The 20,532-nt window shown below is 73.7% G+C and carries 21 protein-coding genes; 2 read left to right on the top strand and 19 right to left on the bottom strand.

The features are described 5' to 3' along the window. Positions 1–36: 36 nt before the first annotated feature. The 19 genes from ACQPZ4_RS36750 to ACQPZ4_RS36660 all read right to left on the bottom strand — a co-directional run bounded on the left by ACQPZ4_RS36750 (position 37) and on the right by ACQPZ4_RS36660 (position 18,561). Positions 37–1,011, bottom strand: a complete 975-nt coding sequence (locus ACQPZ4_RS36750; RefSeq protein WP_433046358.1) for a hypothetical protein — start codon at positions 1,009–1,011, stop codon at positions 37–39. After that, the gene (locus ACQPZ4_RS36745; RefSeq protein WP_433046356.1) at positions 1,008–2,123 is read right to left on the bottom strand and encodes an acyl-CoA dehydrogenase family protein; all 1,116 of its coding nucleotides are present in this window, start codon (positions 2,121–2,123) and stop codon (positions 1,008–1,010) included. The genes ACQPZ4_RS36750 and ACQPZ4_RS36745 overlap by 4 nt, the downstream gene beginning before the upstream one ends. Beyond that, positions 2,123–2,905, bottom strand: coding sequence for an FAS1-like dehydratase domain-containing protein (locus ACQPZ4_RS36740; RefSeq protein ID WP_433046353.1), 783 nt, complete (start codon positions 2,903–2,905; stop codon positions 2,123–2,125). Before ACQPZ4_RS36740 ends, ACQPZ4_RS36745 begins: the two co-directional genes overlap by 1 nt. Next, a complete protein-coding gene (locus tag ACQPZ4_RS36735) occupies positions 2,898–3,317 on the bottom strand; it encodes a Zn-ribbon domain-containing OB-fold protein (protein WP_433046350.1) in 420 nt (139 codons plus the stop codon). The genes ACQPZ4_RS36740 and ACQPZ4_RS36735 overlap by 8 nt, the downstream gene beginning before the upstream one ends. Beyond that, positions 3,314–4,504 (bottom strand): thiolase C-terminal domain-containing protein, encoded by a 1,191-nt coding sequence (locus ACQPZ4_RS36730; RefSeq protein ID WP_433046347.1) that lies wholly within the window; start codon positions 4,502–4,504, stop codon positions 3,314–3,316. The genes ACQPZ4_RS36735 and ACQPZ4_RS36730 overlap by 4 nt, the downstream gene beginning before the upstream one ends. After that, the gene (locus ACQPZ4_RS36725) at positions 4,504–5,400 is read right to left on the bottom strand and encodes an SDR family NAD(P)-dependent oxidoreductase (protein WP_433046344.1); all 897 of its coding nucleotides are present in this window, start codon (positions 5,398–5,400) and stop codon (positions 4,504–4,506) included. Before ACQPZ4_RS36725 ends, ACQPZ4_RS36730 begins: the two co-directional genes overlap by 1 nt. Further along, on the bottom strand, positions 5,397–6,581 hold the full coding sequence (locus ACQPZ4_RS36720) for an acetyl-CoA acetyltransferase (RefSeq protein ID WP_433046341.1): 1,185 nt from the start codon (positions 6,579–6,581) through the stop codon (positions 5,397–5,399). The genes ACQPZ4_RS36725 and ACQPZ4_RS36720 overlap by 4 nt, the downstream gene beginning before the upstream one ends. Continuing rightward, positions 6,574–7,911, bottom strand: a complete 1,338-nt coding sequence (locus tag ACQPZ4_RS36715; RefSeq protein WP_433046338.1) for an OB-fold domain-containing protein — start codon at positions 7,909–7,911, stop codon at positions 6,574–6,576. The genes ACQPZ4_RS36720 and ACQPZ4_RS36715 overlap by 8 nt, the downstream gene beginning before the upstream one ends. Beyond that, positions 7,908–9,077 carry a CaiB/BaiF CoA transferase family protein gene (locus ACQPZ4_RS36710; RefSeq protein ID WP_433046335.1) on the bottom strand — a complete coding sequence of 390 codons (1,170 nt, stop codon included), beginning with the start codon at positions 9,075–9,077 and terminating at the stop codon, positions 7,908–7,910. The genes ACQPZ4_RS36715 and ACQPZ4_RS36710 overlap by 4 nt, the downstream gene beginning before the upstream one ends. After that, the gene (locus ACQPZ4_RS36705) at positions 9,074–9,868 is read right to left on the bottom strand and encodes an enoyl-CoA hydratase-related protein (protein WP_433046332.1); all 795 of its coding nucleotides are present in this window, start codon (positions 9,866–9,868) and stop codon (positions 9,074–9,076) included. The genes ACQPZ4_RS36710 and ACQPZ4_RS36705 overlap by 4 nt, the downstream gene beginning before the upstream one ends. Continuing rightward, the gene (locus tag ACQPZ4_RS36700; RefSeq protein WP_433046329.1) at positions 9,868–10,659 is read right to left on the bottom strand and encodes an enoyl-CoA hydratase/isomerase family protein; all 792 of its coding nucleotides are present in this window, start codon (positions 10,657–10,659) and stop codon (positions 9,868–9,870) included. The genes ACQPZ4_RS36705 and ACQPZ4_RS36700 overlap by 1 nt, the downstream gene beginning before the upstream one ends. Beyond that, complete coding sequence (locus ACQPZ4_RS36695) at positions 10,656–11,522, bottom strand: MaoC/PaaZ C-terminal domain-containing protein (RefSeq protein ID WP_433046326.1); 867 nt, start codon at positions 11,520–11,522, stop codon at positions 10,656–10,658. The genes ACQPZ4_RS36700 and ACQPZ4_RS36695 overlap by 4 nt, the downstream gene beginning before the upstream one ends. Before the next feature lie 10 nt (positions 11,523–11,532). Beyond that, on the bottom strand, positions 11,533–12,435 hold the full coding sequence (locus tag ACQPZ4_RS36690; RefSeq protein ID WP_433046323.1) for an SDR family NAD(P)-dependent oxidoreductase: 903 nt from the start codon (positions 12,433–12,435) through the stop codon (positions 11,533–11,535). Continuing rightward, entirely contained in the window at positions 12,432–13,607 is a 1,176-nt protein-coding gene (locus ACQPZ4_RS36685; protein WP_433046320.1) for an acyl-CoA dehydrogenase family protein, read from the bottom strand. Before ACQPZ4_RS36685 ends, ACQPZ4_RS36690 begins: the two co-directional genes overlap by 4 nt. Before the next feature lie 28 nt (positions 13,608–13,635). Continuing rightward, complete coding sequence (locus ACQPZ4_RS36680; RefSeq protein ID WP_433046317.1) at positions 13,636–14,730, bottom strand: ABC transporter substrate-binding protein; 1,095 nt, start codon at positions 14,728–14,730, stop codon at positions 13,636–13,638. 96 nt (positions 14,731–14,826) lie between these two features. After that, positions 14,827–15,669 carry an ABC transporter permease gene (locus ACQPZ4_RS36675; RefSeq protein ID WP_433046314.1) on the bottom strand — a complete coding sequence of 281 codons (843 nt, stop codon included), beginning with the start codon at positions 15,667–15,669 and terminating at the stop codon, positions 14,827–14,829. Then, positions 15,666–16,490 (bottom strand): ABC transporter ATP-binding protein, encoded by an 825-nt coding sequence (locus ACQPZ4_RS36670; RefSeq protein WP_433046311.1) that lies wholly within the window; start codon positions 16,488–16,490, stop codon positions 15,666–15,668. Before ACQPZ4_RS36670 ends, ACQPZ4_RS36675 begins: the two co-directional genes overlap by 4 nt. 23 nt (positions 16,491–16,513) lie before the next feature. Then, on the bottom strand, positions 16,514–17,428 hold the full coding sequence (locus ACQPZ4_RS36665) for a succinate--CoA ligase subunit alpha (RefSeq protein ID WP_433046308.1): 915 nt from the start codon (positions 17,426–17,428) through the stop codon (positions 16,514–16,516). After that, positions 17,425–18,561, bottom strand: a complete 1,137-nt coding sequence (locus ACQPZ4_RS36660; protein WP_433046305.1) for an ATP-grasp domain-containing protein — start codon at positions 18,559–18,561, stop codon at positions 17,425–17,427. Before ACQPZ4_RS36660 ends, ACQPZ4_RS36665 begins: the two co-directional genes overlap by 4 nt. A 99-nt stretch (positions 18,562–18,660) precedes the next feature. On the opposite strand from ACQPZ4_RS36660, the gene ACQPZ4_RS36655 reads away from it, so the two are divergent. Beyond that, positions 18,661–19,422, top strand: a complete 762-nt coding sequence (locus ACQPZ4_RS36655; RefSeq protein WP_433046302.1) for an SDR family NAD(P)-dependent oxidoreductase — start codon at positions 18,661–18,663, stop codon at positions 19,420–19,422. Positions 19,423–19,425: 3 nt separating this feature from the next. Beyond that, positions 19,426–20,532, top strand: coding sequence for an acyl-CoA dehydrogenase family protein (locus tag ACQPZ4_RS36650; protein ID WP_433046299.1), 1,107 nt, complete (start codon positions 19,426–19,428; stop codon positions 20,530–20,532).

Below are 20,532 nucleotides of genomic sequence, written 5' to 3'. Positions count from 1 at the left end.
GGGTCCGGCCCCGTGCGCGGGGCCGGACGGCGGGGCTCAGCGGGAGCGGCGGCTGAAGAAAAGGGCACTTCCGAAGCTCCGGCTCTGGACAACGTGAGTCTCTCCCCGATACGTGATGGTGCCGGTCGTCTGCCCCGGTCCGTAGAAGCCTGCGAACGCCGCATCCGGATCCGGGTCGATGAAGTAGTTCCGCATCATAAGTCGGTGCGGTGATCTGACGACTTCCAGCTCTGCCTGGCCACCGTCGCCCTCGGCCCGTAGGCGGAACCGCATCGGGTGGTCGATGTCCTCGAACCCGGGCAGCTTCGCCGTCTCCAGGATATCGACCTCGACGTCGCCGAAGTCGACCAGTTCCTTGCCGTCGACGGTGAAGGTCAGGGTCTGCAGCTGGATCGAGCCGTCGTCGCGCCACACCTTGTAGAACAGCGGCACGCTCAGGCCGCCGGAGGAGGCGGCCGGGATGCTCTCCCAGATGCCGCGGGCCACGCCGGGGGCCCAGAAGCGGCCGCGGCGGCGCTCGAGGTACCCCCGGCCGGTGACGTCCTTCGTCGTGCCGGCCCGGCTGACCGCGCCGGTGACCTCGAACTGGGGGACGTAGTGCCAGGTGATGCCGCGCAGGTTGGGGATCGCGGTGAAGGCCGGCATGTTCGCCTTCATCGACAGCCGCAGCGACACCGGCTCGCCGTTGTGCTCGCCCTCGACGGAGATCTCGTAGTCGGGATAGGTGCCGCGGATGTACTGCGAGCCGAACGTCACGTCCACCCCCTCGCGGGCCGCCTTGAGCGAGCCGAGGGGCAGGTGGATCTCGGTGAGGTCGACGACCTCGTCGCCCGTGTACAGGGTGGCGATCCAGGCCTCGTCCAGCGAGCCGAGCGCCGGCCAGAAGTAGAACGACCAGTCGGTGCCGTCGCTGTCGACGAGGTCGGCGTGGGCGCACCACCACTGCATCTTGGGGCTGAAGTACTGGCCCTCGATGGCTGGGGTGAGCTCGGCGGGCGTGAGTGTGGTCACGGGGTTCCTTTCGAGGTGAGGGGTTCTGGACTTGCCGCAGCAGTTCCGGGGCCGAAGCCGGCCAGCCGCAGGAAGCGCTCGCGGTGGTGCCGGGCGTCGCCGAACAGCAGGCTCGACGAACGGGCCCGGCGCAGGTGCAGGTGGGCCTCGTGCTCCCAGGTGAAGCCCATGCCGCCGTGCACGTGCAGGGCGGCGTCGGCGATGAACAGGTACGCCTCACCCGCGAGGGCCTTGGCCGCGCTGACCGCCATCGCGGCGCGCGGGTCGCCGGCCTGCACCGCCCAGACCGCGAAGAGCGTGGCCGAGCGGGCCAGTTCGAGCTCGGCGAGCATGTCGGCGCACAGGTGCTTGATCGCCTGGAACGAGCCGATCGGCTTGCCGAACTGGTGGCGTTCCTTCGCGTACGCCACCGCCGCGCTCAGGCACGCCCGCGCCCCGCCGATCATCTCGGCCGCGAGCAGCGTCCGCATGACCTCGGTGGCCCGGTCGAGCGCCGCCCGCGCGGCGGCACCGGTGGCGAGGACGGTGGCCGGGGCGTCCCGCAGTTCGAGGGTCGCGTACCGCGCGGTCAGGTCGAGACTCGTCACGGGGGACCAGGTCACGTCGGAGGCGTCGACCGCGGCCAGCGCGAGCTCCCCGTCGAGGCGGCAACTGACCACCACCACGTCGGCCGCGGACCCGAACGGCACGAGCACCTTGGTCCCGTTGAGCGGCAGGCCCGTCACCCCGCCGGCGTCGTCGGCCCAGCCGTGCCCCGGCTCCCACAGCGCCGTCGTGGCGATCCGCTCCCCGCCGGCAACCCAGGGGAGCAGGTCCGACGACAGGCGGCTCAGCAGCGTGCCGGTCAGCCCGGTCGAGGCGAGATAGGGCGAGCCGAGGACCCGCGCCCCCATCTCCTCGGCCACGATGGCCAGCTCCTCGAGCCCGAAGCCCTGGCCGCCGTCCTGCTCGGCGATGTGCAGCCCGTGCAGGCCCAGCGCGCCCATCCGCCGCCACAGCTCGCCGGAGTCGAACCCGTCCTCCCGGGTGACGGCGAGCGCGGCGTGCTTGTCCAGGAACGCGGCGACCGTCTCCCGCCAGGCCTCCTGCTCCTCGGAGTACGCGAAATCCATCAGGAACCCTCCGATCCACGGGGAACCGCCTGCACCCGCACCACCTGCGAGCCGTCGGGCGCGAGCAGCGAGAGCTCGACGCCGCCGTCCGGAAGATCCAGGACCCTTCGCCGGTACGGCACGTCAGGCCAGGTGATCCCGCCGAACCGGATCGCCACGCGGCCGGCGGCGGCCGGACTCAGCAGCGCGACCGCCTCGGCGGCCAGGATCCCGCCGGGCAGCAGCCCCATCGCGAACACGCTCGGATACCCGAGTCCGGCCGCATAGGGCTCGTCGTGGTGCACGGGGTTGAAGTCCCCGGCGGCTCCCGCATACCGCACGATGTCCGTCCGGGAGAGCCGCAGCCCATCCGAATTGTTCGAAATGTCGGCCACGACGGCGGCGCGCGAAGCTGACGCCGCAGGCTCGATGAGCGTCGCCTCGCAGCGCTGCACCACGGAGCCAGAGGCGTCCCGCCAGGTCGTCACACCATGGGCGAGGACCATGGTGCCGCCCCGCCGCCCGGTCCGCGAAGTGCGCGAGAGCAGCTCAACGGTCCCGTGCAACACCTGGCCAAGGCGCACCTCATGAAAAAACGTCCAGGCCATCTCGCCCAGCAGCACCCGCCGCTGATCGAGCCCGGCGGCCGCGATGATGTACTCGTTCGGCGACCGCCCGGAGAACGCGGCGACGACGGAGTACGTGGGCGGCACCACGGCCGGATCGGCCCGCAGCGCATGCGCCAGCTCCCGCACCTTCACCGCGTCGACGACCAGCTCCAAGGAAGCCAGCGGCTCACCCATCGCCGCCCCCGACCGGAGCGAAGACCGGCAGCAGCCAGGACCCGGACCGCCGCCACGCCACCTCGACCGCCATCCCGACCCGGACGTCCGCGGTGTCCACGACGTTGGACATCATCCGGAACCCCTCGGCCAGGTCGATCCAGGCCACGCAGTACGGCACCCGCTCCACGAACCGCGGATCCCGGCTGGCCCGCACGATCGAGTACGTGTACACCGACCCCCGGCCCGCCGAGTCGTGCCACGAGAGCTCCGGAGACAGGCAGGACGGGCAGTGCCGCCGCGGGAAGAAGACCACGTGCCCGCAGTCGTCGCAGGTCTGGTACGTGAGCCGCCGATCGAGGGCCGCCAGCCAGAACGGCTCGGTGTCCCGGTCGATCGGCGCGGGCACCAGCCCGTCGGCGAAGTCGCTCATCCCCGCTCCTTCCCGAGCACCACGGTGCCGCCCGCGTGCCGGCTGGCCAGCATCCCGCCGTTCCCGTGCGCGACGGCCAGGGCGGCGCCGGGGACCTGGGCCGTGGACTCGCCGCGCAGCTGCCGTACCGCCTCGATGAGCAGGAAGATCCCGCGCATGCCGGGATGGTTGGAGAACAGCCCGCCGCCGTCGGTGTTGAGCGCCGGGCCGCCCGGCCGGTCGAAGCGCAGCCGCCCGCCCTCGGCGTAGGCGCCGCCCTCGCCCTTGGCGCAGAAGCCGAGGTCCTCCAGGACGGTCAGCACGGTGATGGTGAACGAGTCGTAGATCATCGCGATGTCCACATCGGACGGTGTGACCCCGGCCTCGGCGAAGGCGGCCGGGCCGGACTGCGCGGCCGCGGTTCGCGTCAGGTCGCCGTCGTTCGTCGTGTACTTCACCGCCTCACCCGTCCCGAGCACCCAGACGGGCGGCTTGCGGGTGCCGGCCGCCACGTGGTCGGCGGCCAGCACGATCGCGCCGGCCCCGTCGGAGACCATGCAGCACTCGAACTTGTGCAGCGGGTCGGCCACGACGGGGGAGGCGAGCACGTCGGCCACGGTGAGCTCGTCGGTGTCGGCGAACTTGAGCGCCTTCATCGCCGCCACCGCGTCCGGGTTGCGCACCGCGTGGGCCCGGGTGGCGACCGCGATCTCGGCCAGTTGCGCCTCGGTGGTGCCGTACTGGTGCATGTGCCGCATGGCGACCATCGCGTAGTTGGCGATGAGCGTGGTGCCCCACGGCGCCTCCATGTTCTCGGCCGGGTTCTCCCCGCCGTAGGAGGGCGGGGCGCCGGTGCCGATCCGCTTCGCCGCGCTGCGGTTGACCGCGCCGTAGGTCAGCAGGGCCACGTCGCACTTGCCGGCCAGGATCGCGTTGCGGGCGTGGGCGACGTGGAACTCGAACGACGCCCCGCCGACCATGGTCGTGTCGATGACGTACGGCCGCAGCCCGAGGTACTCCGCCATCGCCAGCCGGCTGGACAGCCCGCCGTCGAGCGCGTCGAACAGCGCGTCCACATCGGACGGTCTGAGCCCGGCGTCGCGCAGCGCCCCGCGGGCGGCGATCGCCTGCAGCTGCATCGCGCTGTGGTTCGGGCAGAGCCGGTCCGGGTGCTCGTAGATGCCGACGACGGCGGCGGCGCGGGCCATCAGCTCGCCTGCGCGTCGAAGAGGCCGCGGCGCTCGATGGCCGGGCGGAAGGTCTGCTCGATGGCCGTGGCGGCGCTGTCGGCGGTCCAGGGCGCGGTCCCGACGATCTCCCGGCTGACCTCGAACCCGGAGTAGAGCACCAGGCGGTACCCGCGAAACCCGACGGTCTGCCCGTTGAGCCAGGCGCGGTCCGGCCGGGCCAGATACACCAGTCCGGGGGCCACGTTCGCCGGATCCATCTCGTCGTCGACGCGCAGGCCGAGCTGGCCCGCGCGATCGGCCGGTACCGTCGAGGTCATCCGGGTCGTGGCGCTGGGCCAGACGGCGACCGAGGTCACCCCGTAGCGCTTGAGGGCGTTGGCGCAGGACAGCGTCAGGCCGAGGACGCCCATCTTGGCCGCCGCGTAGTTCGGCTGGCCGGGCGCGCCGAACATGCCCGCCCCGGAGACGATGTTGATGAGCCGGTAGTCGCCGCCCCGGTTCGCCCGCCACCAGCGCGAGGCGTGGTGGGCGGTGTTGTAGGCGCCCTTGAGGTGGACCCGGATGACCGCGTCCCACTCGTCCTCGCCCAGGTTGAAGATCATCTTGTCGCGGACGATGCCGGCCGCGTTGATGAGCACGTCGAGCCGGCCGAACTCGCCGACGGCGGTGTCGATGATGCCCCTGGCCTGCTCGAAGTCGCCGACGTCGGCGAACGCGGCCGTCGCCGTGCCGCCGGCCGCGCGGATGCGCTCGACGGTGCGGGTGGCGGCGGCCTCGTCGCGGGTGGTGCCGGCCAGGTCGGCCCCGAGGTCGGCCACCACGACGGCGAACCCGTCCGCGGCCAGGGCGGTCGCCACCTCGGCCCCGATCCCGTTGCCGGCCCCGGTGACCACCGCAACACGCTGTGCACTCACGAGAGTTCGCTCCCCACGATGCCGATGAACGAGACGCACTTGCCCGGCCGGCCGCCCAGGTTGTGGGTCAGGCCGAGCCCGGGTCTGGCCAGCTGCCGCTCCCCGGCCTCGCCGCGCATTTGCAGCCAGCACTCGAAGAGCATCCGCAGCCCGCTGGCGCCGACCGGGTGCCCGAACGCCTTGAGCCCGCCGTCGACGTTGACCGGCAGCCGGCCGTCGCGGTCGAACGCCCCGTCGAGCACGTCCCGCCAGCCCTCACCGCGGGCCGAGAAGCCGAGGTCCTCCATGAGCACCAGCTCGGTCGGGGTGAAGCAGTCGTGCACCTCGGCGAGGGAGAGCTGGGTCCGCGGGTCGGTGATCCCGGCCTGCCGGTAGGCGTCCTCGGCGCAGCGCACCACCTCCGGGAACGAGGTGAACGAGACCCGGTCGTCCAGGGCGGCGTCGCCCCGGCCGCTGGCGACCGCCAGGGCCTTCACGTAGAGCGGGTCGGCGGTGTACTTGTGCGCGTCCTCGGCCCGCACGACGAGCGCGGCGGCGGCGCCGTCGGCCACGCCGGAGCAGTCGAACACCCCGAGGCTGCCGGCCACCAGCGGCGCGTTGTCCACGGTGGCGGCGGTGACCGGGGTGCGGAACTGGGCCCGCGGGTTGAGCGCCCCGTTGGCGTGGTTCTTCACCGCGATGTGGGTGAGCACCTTGCGCATGGTGGCGTCGTCGAGGCCGTACGCGGCGGCGTAGGCCGGGGCGAGGTAGGAGAACGCGGCCGGGGCGCTGGTCTCCACGGCCGAGCCGTCGTCGGGCGGGTCGCGGCGGACCAGCCCGGAGTAGCCGGAGTCCTTGAGCTTCTCCACGCCGATCGCCATCGCGGTGTCGTAGGCGCCGGAGGCCACCGCGTAGCAGGCGTTGCGCAGCGCCTCCGAGCCGGTCGCGCACAGGTTCTCGACCCGGGTGACCGGCCGGTAGTCGGTCTTGAGCGCGGTGGACAGGGTGAGCCCGGCGTAGCCGGAGTCCATCGTGCCGAGCCAGTACGCGTCCACATCGGACGGTTGCACCCCGGCGCTGTCGAGGCAGCCGGTGGCCGCCTCGACGAGCAGGTCGCCGGTGGAGCGTTCCCACAGCTCGCCGAAGCGGGTGCAGCCCATCCCGACGATCGCGACCTTGTCCCGGATCCCGCGGCTAGTCATCCTGTGTGGCCTTCCAGGCGTAGTTGTGGACCCCGCCGCTGGAGTGCCGGCGGCGGAACACCATCCGGACCCGGCCGCCGACCCGCAGCCGGGTCACGTCGGCGTCGGTGAGCTCCATCTCGAGGCGCCCGCCGCCGTCGAAGTCGACGACCGCGGCGACCACGGGCGGGTTGAGGCTGAACGCGAGCCGGTCGACGCTGAACGTGGCGATCGTCCCGCCGGCGTCGGCGAGCGGCTCCGGCTTGCCCCGGTCGACGGCCGCGCACCGCACGCAGACCCGCTGGGGCGGGGCCTGGACGGCGCCGCACGCGCCGCACCGCGATGCCTGCAGGGCGAACTTCCAGCCGCGGTTGCGGGCGCTGGCCGGGGCGCTGGCCACGGCCGGGTCGGGGCGGCGGGGGCCGGCCCGGTCGAGCAGGCCGCGCCAGCGCAGGTAGTCGAGGTACCGGACGGGGCGCGCGGCCGCGAGCTGCTCGGCCACGGCCGGCGTGGCCCGCCCGGCGGCGAGCCGCTCGGTGCAGCGCAGGACGACGGCGTCGCACCCGTCGGCCAGGCTGACCAGCAGGATCGTCTCGCCGGGCCGGGCCCGGTCCAGGACCGCGGCCAGGCGCAGCAGCGGGTCGGCGGCGCCCGCGTGGCCGACGCCGGGCAGCGCGGCGACGGTCCCGAACTTGGCCAGGCGCTTGGCGGCGGCCTTGGCGGTGCGGGCGCCGGGGGAGGAGACGACGACGTGGTCGGCGGCGGTGGTGCGCAGCCGGGCCAGGGTGCGCTCCAGCAGCGGCAGGTAGGCGTCGGCGGCGAACCGCTCCTCCCACTGGGCGGCCGCCGCGGCCTCCGGGGCCCGCCAGTGGTCCATCAGCTCCTCGGTCGCCCCGGCGTGCTCCTCGATCGTGGCGGCCGCGGCCTCGTCCGGGCCGAGCAGGAACGCGGCGGCGGCGTCGCCCCGCTCGAACTCGTCGGCCCCGCCCGGCCGTCCGAGCGTGACGTCAGAAGCCAGGACCAGGGCGCCGTTTGTACTGCCTGCGAGCACCCCCAGCGCCGAGCGGTACGACCCGCCGAGGTCGTAGGCGGCGGTGTGCTCGGGCAGCCCCAGCGCGGCGTGCGCGGCGGAGGCGTTGTTCTTGCCCAGGTACGGCGGGGCGGTGCTGCTGAACGTCAGGCTCTCCGGCTGCAGCCCGAGCCGCCGGACGGACCGCGCCGCCTCGACCGCCATGGTCAGCGGATCCTCGTCGAACGCGGCGACCCGGCGCTCCCCGCGGCCCGATCCGGCCTCGGCGGCGTCCAGGCGGTGCCGGGGGAGGTACGCGCCGTACGCGACGATGCCCGTCATGCCACGCCCCAGTCCCGCAGCACCTCGTCGGTGTCCGCGCCGGGCTTCTCGGCCGGCAGCCGGTCGTCGGCCGGCGGGGTCGGGCCCGGCGCCGCGGTGGCCCGCCAGGGTGCGCCGGGGGCGGCCATCCGGTGCCCGGCCATCTCCCAGTCGGCGAAGAAGCCGCGGTGGGCCAGCTGCGGGTGCCCGACGATGGCCGGCACGTCGTTCACGTGCGCGCAGGCGAGCCCGTGCCGGGCCAGGGTGTCGATCAGCTCGGTCTGGTCCCAAGCGTCCAGCACCGGGCGCAGCTCGGCGTTGAGCCGGTCCCGGTTCTCCACCCGCATCGGGGCCGTCGCGAAGTCGGGCCGGGCCTGCAGGTCGGGCCGCTGGATGACGCCGCAGAAGGTGGCCCAGTGCGCCTCGGTGAGGATGGCGATGGCGACCGGGCCGGTGCGGGTCGCGTAGATCTCGTACGGGGCCAGCAGCGGATGCGCGGTGCCGAGCGGTCGCGGCACCTCGCCGGAGATGGCGTGGCTGAACACGTTGAACGCCATCACGGAGGCGGCCACGTCGAGCATGGCCACGTCGATGTGCCGGCCCCTGCCGTGCTGCTCGCGCTCGCGGACCGCGCAGACCACGGCGAACGCGGCGACCATCGCGGCCATGATGTCGACCACCGGCACGCCGACCTTGGCCAGCCGCTCGGGGCTCTCGCCGGTCACCGACATCAGCCCGCCCTCGGCCTGCACGAGCAGGTCGTAGGCGCGCCGGTCGCGGTACGGGCCGGAGGTGCCGAAGCCGCTGACCGAGCAGTACACGACGGCGGGGTTGTCCCTGCGGACCGCGTCGTAGCCCAGGCCGAGGCGGGCGAGGGTGCCGGGGGAGAAGTTCTCCACCACCACGTCGGCCCGCCGGGCGAGGTCCCGGGCCCGGGCCAGGCCCTCGCCGGACTTCAGGTCGATCACGATCGAGCGTTTGTTGCGGTTCACCGACAGGAAGTGCGGGCTGAGCCCCTGCAGGTCGTTGCGGGTCCAGGCGCGCACGTGGTCGCCGAGCCCGGGCTGCTCGACCTTGGCCACGTCGGCGCCCATGTCGGCGAGCATCATCGTGCCGTAGGGGGCGGCCCAGGCGTGCTCGAAGGCGAGCACCTTGAGGCCGGCCAGGGGTCCGGTCGGACGTGTCATGACGGTGACCTCCGGAAGGGCGAGAAGTCGGGTGCGCGTTTTTCGGCGTAGGCGCCGGTGGCCTCGCGCTGCTCGGCCGAGCCGAAGAAGTCCGCGAGGGACTCGACGAGCAGCGGCAGGAAGGCGTCGGAGAGCACGTCGTCGACGTTGACCCCGAGCTTCAGGGCGCGCAGCACGCTCGGGCTCTTGGCGAGCAGGTCGGCGCACATCCGCGCGACCGCCGCGTCCAGCTCGCCGTCCGGCACGACCCGGTTGACCAGCCCGAACTGCAGGGCCTCGGCCGCGGTGTACTGCTCGCACAGGAACAGCACCTCCCGGGCCCGCTTCTCGCCGATGAGGCGGGGCAGCAGCCGGGTGGCGAAGACGGGCGCGCCGCCGACCCGGGCGCCGACCTGGCCGAAGCGGGACGACTCGGTGGCGATCGTCAGGTCGCAGAAGCAGTGCAGCTCGTGGCCGCCGCCGATGCACCAGCCCTCGACGGCGGCGATGACCGGCTTGCCGCACCGGCGCACGGCGGCGAACAGGTCGCGCAGCCTGCCCGCGAGGACGTACCAGCCGGCCCGGTTGAGCGTGGAGACCATGACCTTCTGGTCGCCGCCGACGCAGAACGCCCGGCCGCCCGCGCCGCGCAGCACGACCACCCCGATCTCCGGGTCGGCGTCGGCGGCCAGCACCGCGCTCGTCAGCTCGTCGATGGTCTCCAGCCGCAGCGCGTTGAGCGCCTCGGGCCGGTTGATGGTGATGGTGGCGACCCCGCCGGCGGTACCGAAGAGGATGTCGGTGTAGGTCATCAGTGCCCCTCGAACTGTGGTGCCCGGTGCTCGGCGAACGCGGCCCGGCCCTCGGCGAAGTCGCGGGTGCCGAGGCAGACCCGCTGCCCCCAGCTCTCGAACTCGAGCTGCTGGGTGAGGCTGCTCGCGGCCGCCCGCTGGACGGCCCGCTTGGTGAACGACAGCGCGACGGCCGGCCCGGCGGCGAGCTGCCCGGCGAGGTCGGCGACCGCCTGGTCCAGCTCCGCGTCCGGGGCGACCTCGTCGGCCAGGCCGAGCCGCAGCGCCGTGGCCGGGTCGACGGGGGTGCCGAGCATGAGGATGCGCGCCGCGGCGGAGCGGCCGACGAGCAGCGGCAGCGTGTACGTCAGGCCGCCGTCGGGCATGAGCCCCCGCCGGACGAACGCCGGGACGAACCGCGCCGACTCGGCCACGACCCGGAAGTCGGCCACGGCGGCCAGGGACATCCCGCCGCCGGCCGCGACCCCGTTGACCGCGGCGATCACCGGCTTGGGCAGCTCCCACACGGCCCGCACGAAGTTCGCGAGGGGCTGCTCCAGGCGGGTGGCGTCGGCGCCGGTGGTCACCTCGTCGATGCGCTGCACCAGGTCGGCCCCGGAGCAGAAGGCCCGGCCGGTGCCGGTGAGCACGACCACCCGTACCGCGGGATCGGCGGTGGCCCGCCGGCACAGCTCCGGCAGCTGCTCGTCGGCCATGGCGGAGGTGAGCGCGTTGAGCTTCGCCGTCCGGTCCAGCCGGATCGTCGCCACCCCGCCGGCGACCGCGTAGTGCAGGTGCTCGTAGCCCGTCATGCCGGCACCTTCCCCAGCTCGGCCCGGCCGCCGTCGATGACGACCGCGCCGCGCTCCAGGCTGGTGCAGCGGAACGCGACCCCGTCGTCGAGGGGCCAGAGCTCGGTGCGGACCGTCTCGCCGGGGAACATCGGGGCGGAGAAGCGGGCCGACAGCCCGCGCAGCTCCGGCTCGTAGTCCAGGCAGGCCCGCAGGACCGCGTGGGCGGCCACGCCGAGCGTGCCCAGCCCGTGCAGGATCGGCCGGTCGAAGCCGGCCGCGCGGGCCACCGCCGGGTCGGCGTGCAGCGGGTTCAGGTCGCCGCTGAGCCGGTAGATGAGCCCGGCGCGGGGCGAGGTGACCAGGTCGCAGGTCTGCGCGGCCGGCCCGTCGGGCACCGTGGGCCGCGGCCTCACCGGGCCGGCCGGGCCGCCGAATCCGCCGTCGGCCCGGCAGACCAGCGTGGACGCGAGGGTGCACAGCGGCTCGCCGGTCCCGGCCCGGGACACCTCGCGCTGCCAGAACACGAGGGCGCCGCGGTCCGGGCCCTTGTCGACCACGCCGGTGACCCTGGTGTGGCAGCGGATCCGGTCGCGCGGCAGCAGCGGGGCGTGCACGGTCAGCTCCTGCTCGCCGTGCACGACGCGGACCCAGTCCACGCCGGCGCGCGGGTCGCGGTACCAGGGGCCGGGGTGGCCCAGGACGAGCCCCATGGTCGGGAAGACCCGCAGGCCGTCCTCGTAGAGGTAGCGCAGCTGGCGCTCGTCGGTCGGGTCGGTGCCGAGCCCGACGCCGAGGGCGTAGAGGATCGCGTCGCGCTCGTCGTAGGCCTGCTCCAGGACCGGGAACTCCCAGCCGAGCAGCGTGTCGGGGTCGATGGTCATGCCGGCCGCCTCAGATCGGGTCCCACGAGAACACGTCGCCGGAGCGCTCCAGCGGCGCGAAGCTGGTCCGGAACGACGGCACCAGGTGCTGGCGGAGCCGCTCCTGGTCCCAGCCCTCGCTGTGGTGGATGGAGCGGATCGGCCGCGGCTGGCTCATCAGGAAGATCTCGTTGCGCCGGACCACGAAGATCTGCCCGGTCACCTCGGCGGCGTCCGGGCCGAGCAGGAAGCGCACCAGCGGCGCCACGAGCTCGGCCCGCATCGCGCGGAACTTCGCCACCCGGGCCTGCTCCTCCGGCGTGCCCTCGGGGAGGGTGCCGATGAGCCGGCTCCAGGCGAACGGGGCGATGGCGTTGGAGCGGACGCCGTACCGGGCCATGTCCAGCGCGATGGACCGGGACAGCCCGACGATGCCCAGCTTGGCCGCCGAGTAGTTGGCCTGGCCGAAGTTGCCGATCAGCCCGGCCGTGGACGTCATGTGCACGAACACGCCGCTGCCCTGGGCCCGGAAGTGCTCGGCGGCGGCCCGGCTGACGTTGAACGAGCCCTTGAGGTGGACCCGGATCACGCTGTCCCAGTCGGCCTCGCTCATCCGGTGGAAGATCCGGTCGCGCAGGATGCCGGCGCTGTTGACCACCGCGTCGAGCCGCCCGTACGCGGACACGGCCTGCTCGACGAGCTCGCGGGCGGCGCCGTGGTCGCCGATGTCGCCGCCGTTGGCGACGGCGGTGCCGCCGCCGGCCACGATCTCGTCCACTGTGGACTGCGCCGGGCCGGCGTCGGCGCCCCCGCCGCCCGGGTCGCCGCCGAGGTCGTTGACCACGACCCGGGCCCCGGCCGCGGCCAGTTCGAGGGCGATGCCGCGGCCGATGCCGCGCCCCGCGCCCGTGACGAGTACCACCTGATCCTTCACTGCGACCTCCGTGGCAGACCGAGCACCCGCTCGCTGATGATGTCCCGCTGGATTTCGTCGCTGCCGCCGGCGATCCGGCGGGCGACCGCGTCCAGGAACGCGTACTGCGAGCGGCCGCCGTCGTGGGCGTCGGCCCCGTCGAGCAGCCCCTCGGGGCCCTGCAGGGCCACCGAGAGCCGGCCCACCCGGTTGATCAGGGCGGCGCCGAGCAGCTTGCCGACCGAGCCCTCCGCCCCCGGCGACCTCCCCCGGGCGATGGAGGTGAGCACCCGGTAGTTGAGCAGCTGCAGGGCCTGCGCCCGCAGCCAGATCTCGGCGACCTCCTGGCGCACGTCGGCCCGCCCGGCGGCCGGCTCACCGTCCACTGTGGCCGCTCCCGCCAGCTCCAGGAACGCGGCCAGGTCGACCCGGCGCCGCACGGCGAGGCCCTCCCGCTCGTGGGCCAGCGTGATCCGGGCGATCCGCCAGCCGTCGCCCGGTTGCCCGACGAGCTCGGCGCCGGGGACGAACACGTCGTCGAGGAAGACCTCGTTGAAGTGCCGGGCCCCGGTGATCTGGCGGATCGGCCGGGTGGTGACGCCCGGGCTGCGCATGTCGAGCAGGAGGTAGCTCAGGCCCGCGTGCTTGGCCGCGGCCGGGTCGGTGCGGGCCAGCAGCAGGCCCCAGTCGGCGTAGTGGGCGCCGGAGTTCCACACCTTCTGCCCGCTGACCCGCCAGCCGCCGTCGACCTTGACCGCCCGGGTGCTGACCCCGGCCAGGTCGGAGCCGGCCGACGGCTCGCTGAACAGCTGGCACCACACCGCCCGGCCGTCGAGCATCGGCGGCAGGTGCCGGGCCTGCTGGCCCTCGTCGCCGGCGTCGACCAGGGTCGGCCCGGCGAGCATCGTGGAGACGATGAAGGTCTCCTCGGGCACGTCGAACTCGGCCGCCTCCTGGTCCCAGACGATCTGGTCGATGAGCGGGCGGCCGGCCCCGCCGAAGCGCTCCGGCCAGGTCAGCCCGGCCCAGCCGGCCTCGTGCTTGGCCCGCTGCCAGGCCCGGCCCCGCGCGATGTCCGCGGGGGACTCGGCCCGGTCCAGGCTGGTGCGGACGCGAGGTTCCGCGTTCGCCGCCAGCCAGGCCCGGACCTCCGCGCGCAGCGCCGCTTGTTCGGGTGCGTCGTCCAGGTTCACGCGTCGCCGCCTTCGTGTGTCAGTACGGTCAGTGGCCGATGCGCTGCGCGAGCGCCTTGGCGTCGGCCACCACGTCCGCCGGGGCGATCTGGGCGGCCGGGTCCAGGCTCTGGGCGGCCGCGGTGTCGGCCGCGTCGTGCTTGATCATGAAGGTGATGTCGTCGGCCGAGATCGGGTACTGCAGCGGCCCGATGATGCAGGTGTAGGCGGCCGGCCACATGACGTCGAAGATGGCGGGATCGGTGGTCTTGAGCCGCTCCTGGGCGATCTTCTTCGCCTTGTCCGGGTCGGCCTTCATGCCCTCGGCGGTGGCCTGCAGCGCGGCGATCACGCGCACGACGTTGGCCCGGTTGGACTTGAGGTAGTCCTCGCTGACCGCGGTCGCGCCCTGCACGATGCTCTCGCCGCCGGAGTCCGGCAGGTCGGTGCCCTTGATCCAGGTGACGCCCTGCTTGGCCTGGACCGAGGTCTCCTGGAACGGCGACGGGGCCATGTAGCCGTCGACCGAGCCGCGGGCCAGGGCCGTGGTCATCGTGTTGGTGGCGATGTAGGTGTTCTTGGTGGCCGCGCCGACGCCCTTCATGGCCGAGTCGAGGACCCGGGTGAGCACGCCGTTGGCCGAGGCCTGGGCGATCGTCGCGCCGTTGAGCGCCTTGAGCCGGTCGTCGAGGGACATCGACTCGTAGCCGGGGTGCTTGTCGGCGAACGCCTTCGACACGGTGACGTTGGTCAGGAAGCCGGTCGAGTGCTTGTAGATGTACACCATCTTCTTGCCCTGGGCGGTGGTGAGCAGCGGGTCGACCCGCCCGACGAACGCGACCTGGGCCGAGCCCGAGGCCAGCGCGGCCATCGCCACCGACGAGGAGTCCGCGGTCACGAACTTGGCGTTGATGTTGTACTTCTCGAGGTACCCGCCGTCGCGGGCGGCGTAGATGAGCTGGTGGGCGAGGCTGGTCGAGGAGACGGTGAAGGTCAGGTCGAGCTTGGTGAGGGCGTCGCCCGACCCGGCCGCGGCCGGCTGGTCGTCGGTGCCGCCGCAGGCGGTGAGCACCAGGGCCAGGGCGGCGGCCGCGGTGCTGGTGAGGATCCGGGCTAATGTGCGGTGTCCAGGGGTGTGCGACATCACGAACCTCCCGGGCGGCCCCATGGCCGTCCAGCGAATGACGAGCGATTGGTGTTGGCCCCCGTGCCGCGGCCGAACCGGCCGGCGGCGGAAATGTCAGCTCCCGTCGTTCCAGTGCAGGAGCTTGTGTTCGACCAGGCGCAGGGCCTGGGTCAGGATGATCGCGACGATCATGAGCACCACCAGGCCGGCAAAGACCCCGGCCGTGTTGAACTCGTTGGTCGCATTCTTGATCATGAAGCCGATGCCCTCCGTGGCCGCCATGAACTCGCCGACGACGGCGCCGATCAGGGCGTACGGCAGCGAGATCTTGAACCCGGAGAAGACCCAGACCCACGAGGTCGGCACGACGATCTTGCGGAAGACGGCGAGCTTGCCGCCGCCCATCAGGTAGCCCATCTCGAGCATTGAGCGGTCGACCGTCTTGGCGCCCTGGAAGGTGGTGAAGAAGACGAGGAAGAAGACCAGCACCGCGGCGAGGACCACCTTGGGCAGCACGTCGATGCCGAACCACAGGATGAACAGCGGGGCCAGGGCGATCTTGGGCAGGGTGTAGAAGGCCAGCACGAACGGCTCGAAGATCCGCCCGAGAGTGCGGAACCAGCCGAACAGGAAGCCGATCAGCGCGCCGGCCAGGGCGCCGGGCACGAAGCCGAGGATGGTCACGGTCAGCGTCGCCCGCAGCCCGGTCCACAGCTCCTCGGTCTGCGCCCAGGCGACGAGCTGCTCCCAGACCCCGGACGGGCTGGAGACCCAGAAGTCCCAGCCGAACGTCCTGGACAGCACCTCCCACAGCGCCAGCCCGACCACCACGATGGCGAGCTGGGCCAGCCAGATCAGCCGGGTGGTCCGCCGGTTGCGCTGCCGGATCCGGCGCTCGACCTCGGCGATCTCGGCGTCGAGCTGGGCCGCGGTCTCCGTCAACGTGCCCGCGCTCATGCCGTCACCTCGTCGGCCGGGTGGTCGAGGGCCTGCCACAGCCGGGACAGCAGGCCGGAGAACTCCGGCGACTCGTGCGCCGTGATCGCGCTGCGGGGCCGGCCGAGGTGGACGTCGGTCACCATCTTGACCACGCCCGGCCGGGAGGTGATGACCACGATCCGGTCGGCGAGCGTGATCGCCTCGGCCAGGTCGTGGGTGACGAAGACGAACGTGCTGCCGGTCTCCCGCCAGATGCGCAGGATCTCGTCCTGCATCACCATGCGCAGCTGCGCGTCGAGGCTCGCGAAGGGCTCGTCCATGAGGTAGGTCTGCGGCGAGTAGGCCATCGTGCGGGCCAGCGACGCCCGCTTGAGCATGCCGCCGGAGAGCTGGCCGGGGTAGGACTTCTCGAAGCCCTGCAGGCCGACCTGCTCGATGACCGCGGCCGCGCGCTGCTTCGCCTCGGCCCGGGAGGTCCCGCGGAACTCCAGCGGCAGCATGATGTTCTTCTCGACCGTGCGCCAGGGCAGCAGCTGGTCCTTCTGCGTGACGTACCCGACGCGGCGGTTCGGCCCGCGCACGGGGGCGCCGAGGTACTCCACCTGCCCCACCGTCGGCGCCATGAGCCCGGCGGCCAGGTTCAGCAGCGTGGACTTCCCGCACCCGCTGGGTCCCACGACGGCCAGGAACTCGCCCTCGTAGACGTCCAGCGTCACCCCGCCCAGCGCGCGGGTGCCGGTCGGGAAGACGATGCCGACGTCCCGGAACGAGATGTGGACCGGGCGGCCGTCCGGGCCCGCCGGGGCCTTGCTGTTCTGCGACACGGTCGTGGTGCTCATGGGCGTTGCGTCACCTCCAGTCGTCATGGCCTGCTCGCGGTGCCGGTGGCGGGCACGCCCGCCGCGGCGAGCAGGTGCGGAATGTCGTCGATGGCGGTCGCCACGTGCACGCCGCCCGCGCGCAGCGCCTCGCGTTTCGCCGTGGCGGTGGTCTCCGGGCCCTCCAGGAACGCGCCCGCGTGGCCGAACACCGCGCCGTGCGCGTGGTCCTCCAGGAAGTCCCCGGCGACGAGCGCGACCACCGGCTTGCGGAACCGTCCACTGCGGACACCGTCGGCGACCTCGCGCTCGATGGCCGGGCCCGCCTCGCCGTAGAGCACCACGGCGTCGGTCTCCGGGTCGTCCTCGGCGAGCGCGACGAAGTCCGCGAACGACGAGCCGGCCACGGCGTCGCCGCCGATGCCGACCGCCGTGCTGATCCCGAAGCCGGACCGGCTCAGCAGGTACGCGAGGTCGTGCGTGAAGCCGCCCGAGCGGGACAGCACCACCAGCCGGCCGGGGCTCATCAGCCAGCTGGCGTGGGCCATGAAGCCGACCTTGGCCCGCCCCGGGCTGATGATGCCGCTGGTGTTCGGCCCGATCAGCCGGACCCCGGCCCGCCGCGCCTCGGTGAGCACGGCGACGTTGTCGTGCAGCGGGATGCCCTCGGTGACCACGTGCACCCACCCCGGCCGTACCGCCAGCACGTCCGCCATCGCCGCCCGGTACGCCCGCGGCGGCAGGTAGGCGATCACCGCGTCGATCGCGTGCTCGGCCGCGGCCGCGCCGCAGGTGTCGTAGACGGGCACGCCGGCGATGTTCTGCCCGCCCCGGCCCGGCGCGACCCCGCACACGATCGTGGTGCCGTAGGCCAGGTTCAGCTCGGTGTCGGCCCGCGCCCGCCCGCCGGTGACGCCGACGACGCACACCCGGGTGCCGCGGTCCAGCAGGATCGTCATGCCGCCCGCCTCGCCCTCGTCCGCGCGGCCAGGACGGCCACCGCCTCGTCGACGGCGGTGTCCCGGCCGACGCTGGTGCAGTGGGGGAGCGCGGCCATCGTCTGCGCGGCGATCTCCTCGTCCGGCCCGGCCATCCGCGCCACGATCGTCGGCTGCTCGGCGTCGGGCAGGTCCACCACGGGCTTGAGCGCCTCGACCATGGCGTCGGCGAACCGGGTCACCGAGATGCTCGACGTGATGCCGGTGACGATGAGGATCGCCTCCGGCCGCAGCGCGAGCACCTCGCGGGCCACGGCGGCGAGCAGCTCGGTGGTGCTGCTGCCGCCCGAGACGTCGGAGAAGTTGGCCGGGCGCAGGCCCTCCCGGCGCAGCGCGTCGTGCACGATGGCGAGCACCCCGCCGCCCGCGCTGATCAGCCCGACCGTGCCGTCGAGGCGGCCGAAGCGCACCTCGGTGCCGCCGGGCAGGGACCGCGCGAGCTCCTGCAGGCGCTCGTCGTGCGGGTCGGTGCCGCCGGCGGCGATGGCGTCGTCCGGCGCCGGTACCGACGGATCGAGCGCGGCCTTCGCGTCCAGCACGGTGGCGCTGCCGTCGGCATGCACCCGCACCGGATTGAGCTCGACGAGCTTGGCCCGCAACGCCCGGAACTCGTCGGCCAGCGCGACGGCGACCGCGCGCAGCGGCTCCGGCAGCTCGCCGAACGCGGGCTGCTCGTCGAGCGCGAACGGGATGCGCCGCGGCTGTTCCGCCCGGCCCTCGATGCCCGAGCCGCCCGCGCCGAAGAGCAGCACCGGCTCGCCGCGCCCGTAGTCGAACCCGGCCGCCAGGTAGTGCTCGGCCCCGTCGGCCGCCGCCTGCTCGACCAGCACCCGCCCGACCCGATGTCCGTCCACAGTGGAGCCGAGCATCCGCGCGGCGGCGGCGCGGGCGGCGGCCTCGTCGGCGGCCCGCACGACCAGGCCGCGGCGGGCGCGGTCGGTCAGCGGCACCAGGGCCTTGACCATCGTCGGGCGCTGGGCGAAGTCGGGGAGTGGAGCGTCGGCCGCGGTCAGCACCGCGAACCGCGGCACTCGTACCCCGCGCGCCGCGAGCCGGCGTTTGAGGGCCTCTTCGGTCAGAGCGTGCACCGTCACCTCCGGGTGAAGGTCCAGGGCTAGCCAAGTGGGCTAATCATGCGACTAATATGCCTGAGTAGCAAGAGTCATTTGATGACGATGTAAAGGACGGGACACGTGGACGTAACACAGGCCCGGGTGGTCGTCACGGGTGGCGCCTCCGGCATCGGCAACGCGGTGGCCCGCCGGCTGCTCGCCGAGGGAGCCCGGGTGGCCGCGCTCGACCTGCCCGCCGCGGCCGCCGCCGGCGCGCTGCCGGAGGGCGGCACGCTGATCGGCTGCGACGTCACCGACGAGGCCTCCGTCGCCGCCGCCGTGGCCGGGGCCCGCCGCGCGCTCGGCGGCCTCGACGCGCTCGTCAGCTGCGCGGGCGTGGCCACCCCGACCCCGGTGCGCGGCCGGTCCGGCGAGCTGCGTGCGCTGGACCCGTTCCGGTCGGTGGTCGCGGTCAACCTGGTCGGCCTCTACGATGTGCTGCGCCACTGCGTCGCCGCGATGGCCGGCAACGAACCCGGCCCGGACGGCGAGCGCGGCGTCGTCATCAACCTCAGCTCGATCGCCGCCTACGAGGGGCAGATCGGGCAGTCCGCGTACGCCGCGACCAAGGGCGCGATCGCCGCCATGACCCTGCCGCTGGCCCGGGAGCTCGGCCCGCTCGGCATCCGCGTGCTGGCGCTGTGCCCCGGCATCGTGGACACCCCGATGCTGGCCGGCATGCCGGAGGCGCTGCGCGAGCGGCTCACCGCGCTGCCGGTCTTCCCGAAGCGGCTGGCCGACCCGGGCGAACTGGCCGAGTTCGTGCTCACCTGCCTGCGCGTGCGGGTGCTCAACGGCGAGGTCGTCCGCCTCGACGGCGCGACCCGGCTCCCGGCGCGGTAGGCGATGCAGGACGAGCGGCTCCGCGTCCGCGCCTTCCTGGCCGGGGCGCGATCTGACGGACTGTACGAGCCGCACGGCGACAGCTGGCTGAGCGGCTTCGACCCGCGGATGTCCCGCGAGCTCGGCGCCCGCGGCTGGATCGGCATGACGTGGCCGAAGGAGTACGGCGGCCGGGAGGCGTCCAACCTCGACCGGCAGGCGGTCATCGAGGAGCTGCTCGCCGCCGGCGCCCCGGTCGCCGCGCACTGGTTCGCCGACCGCCAGGTCGGCCCCTCCCTGCTGCGGCACGGCTCGCCGGACCAGCGCGCCCGGCTGCTCCCGCCGATGGCCCGCGGCGAGCTGTACTTCGCGATCGGCATGAGCGAGCCCGACACCGGCTCCGACCTGGCCTCGGTGCGCACCCGCGCCGTCCCCGCCGGCGGCGGCTGGCGGGTCACCGGCACCAAGGTCTGGACCAGCAACGCCCACGGCGCCGACCTGCTGCTCGCCCTGGTCCGCACGGCCGACCGCGACCCCGACCGCCGCCACGCGGGCCTGACCCAGCTCATCGTCGACCTGCGCGCGCCCGGCGTCACCGTCCACCCGATCCTGTCCCTGGACGGCGGGCACCACTTCAACGAGGTCGTGCTCGAGGACGTCTACGTGCCGGACACAAGCGTCGTCGGTACCCCCGGTGAAGGCTGGCGGCAGGTGATGGCCGAACTGGCGTATGAGCGCAGCGGGCCGGAGCGGTACCTGTCGGTCTTCGGCCTGCTGGCCGCCATGGCCCGGCACGCCGCCGACCGCCCCGACCTGCGGGCGCCGCTGGGCCGGCTGTACGCGAGGCTGCTGGTGCTGCGGCGGCTGTCGACCGGCGTGGCCCGCTCCGTCGACGCCGGCGAGACCCCGTCCGCGGTCACCACCGCGCTGGTCAAGGACATGGGCACCCGCCTCGAGAACGACATCGTCGACGAGGCCCGGCGGTGGCGGCCCGCGCGGCCCGGCCCGGACGCGGCGGCGGAGTACGACCGGCTGCTCGCCGAGGCCCAGCTGCACGCGCCCGGGTTCACCCTGCGCGGCGGGACCAGCGAAGTGCTGCGCGGGCTGGTCGCCCGCGCCCTGGGCATGTGA

It is taken from the genome of Dactylosporangium sp. CS-033363 (genome assembly GCF_050942475.1).
Classification (GTDB): domain Bacteria; phylum Actinomycetota; class Actinomycetes; order Mycobacteriales; family Micromonosporaceae; genus Dactylosporangium.
Note: the sequence above shows the minus strand (reverse complement) of the source record. Positions and strands in the feature narration are given on the sequence as shown.

Excerpts from the sequence above, each read along its gene's own strand:
- ACQPZ4_RS36735 (WP_433046350.1), bottom strand. The coding sequence starts at position 3,317 with ATGAGCGACTTCGCCGACGGGCTGGTGCCCGCGCCGATCGACCGGGAC.
- ACQPZ4_RS36710 (WP_433046335.1), bottom strand. The coding sequence starts at position 9,077 with ATGACACGTCCGACCGGACCCCTGGCCGGCCTCAAGGTGCTCGCCTTC.
- ACQPZ4_RS36665 (WP_433046308.1), bottom strand. The coding sequence starts at position 17,428 with ATGACGATCCTGCTGGACCGCGGCACCCGGGTGTGCGTCGTCGGCGTC.
- ACQPZ4_RS36675 (WP_433046314.1), bottom strand. The coding sequence starts at position 15,669 with ATGAGCGCGGGCACGTTGACGGAGACCGCGGCCCAGCTCGACGCCGAG.
- ACQPZ4_RS36700 (WP_433046329.1), bottom strand. The coding sequence starts at position 10,659 with ATGACGGGCTACGAGCACCTGCACTACGCGGTCGCCGGCGGGGTGGCG.
- ACQPZ4_RS36745 (WP_433046356.1), bottom strand. The coding sequence starts at position 2,123 with ATGGATTTCGCGTACTCCGAGGAGCAGGAGGCCTGGCGGGAGACGGTC.
- ACQPZ4_RS36740 (WP_433046353.1), bottom strand. The coding sequence starts at position 2,905 with ATGGGTGAGCCGCTGGCTTCCTTGGAGCTGGTCGTCGACGCGGTGAAG.
- ACQPZ4_RS36670 (WP_433046311.1), bottom strand. The coding sequence starts at position 16,490 with ATGAGCACCACGACCGTGTCGCAGAACAGCAAGGCCCCGGCGGGCCCG.
- ACQPZ4_RS36650 (WP_433046299.1), top strand. The coding sequence starts at position 19,426 with ATGCAGGACGAGCGGCTCCGCGTCCGCGCCTTCCTGGCCGGGGCGCGA.
- ACQPZ4_RS36730 (WP_433046347.1), bottom strand. The coding sequence starts at position 4,504 with ATGGCCCGCGCCGCCGCCGTCGTCGGCATCTACGAGCACCCGGACCGG.
- ACQPZ4_RS36695 (WP_433046326.1), bottom strand. The coding sequence starts at position 11,522 with ATGACCATCGACCCCGACACGCTGCTCGGCTGGGAGTTCCCGGTCCTG.
- ACQPZ4_RS36680 (WP_433046317.1), bottom strand. The coding sequence starts at position 14,730 with ATGTCGCACACCCCTGGACACCGCACATTAGCCCGGATCCTCACCAGC.
- ACQPZ4_RS36720 (WP_433046341.1), bottom strand. The coding sequence starts at position 6,581 with ATGACTAGCCGCGGGATCCGGGACAAGGTCGCGATCGTCGGGATGGGC.
- ACQPZ4_RS36705 (WP_433046332.1), bottom strand. The coding sequence starts at position 9,868 with ATGACCTACACCGACATCCTCTTCGGTACCGCCGGCGGGGTCGCCACC.
- ACQPZ4_RS36715 (WP_433046338.1), bottom strand. The coding sequence starts at position 7,911 with ATGACGGGCATCGTCGCGTACGGCGCGTACCTCCCCCGGCACCGCCTG.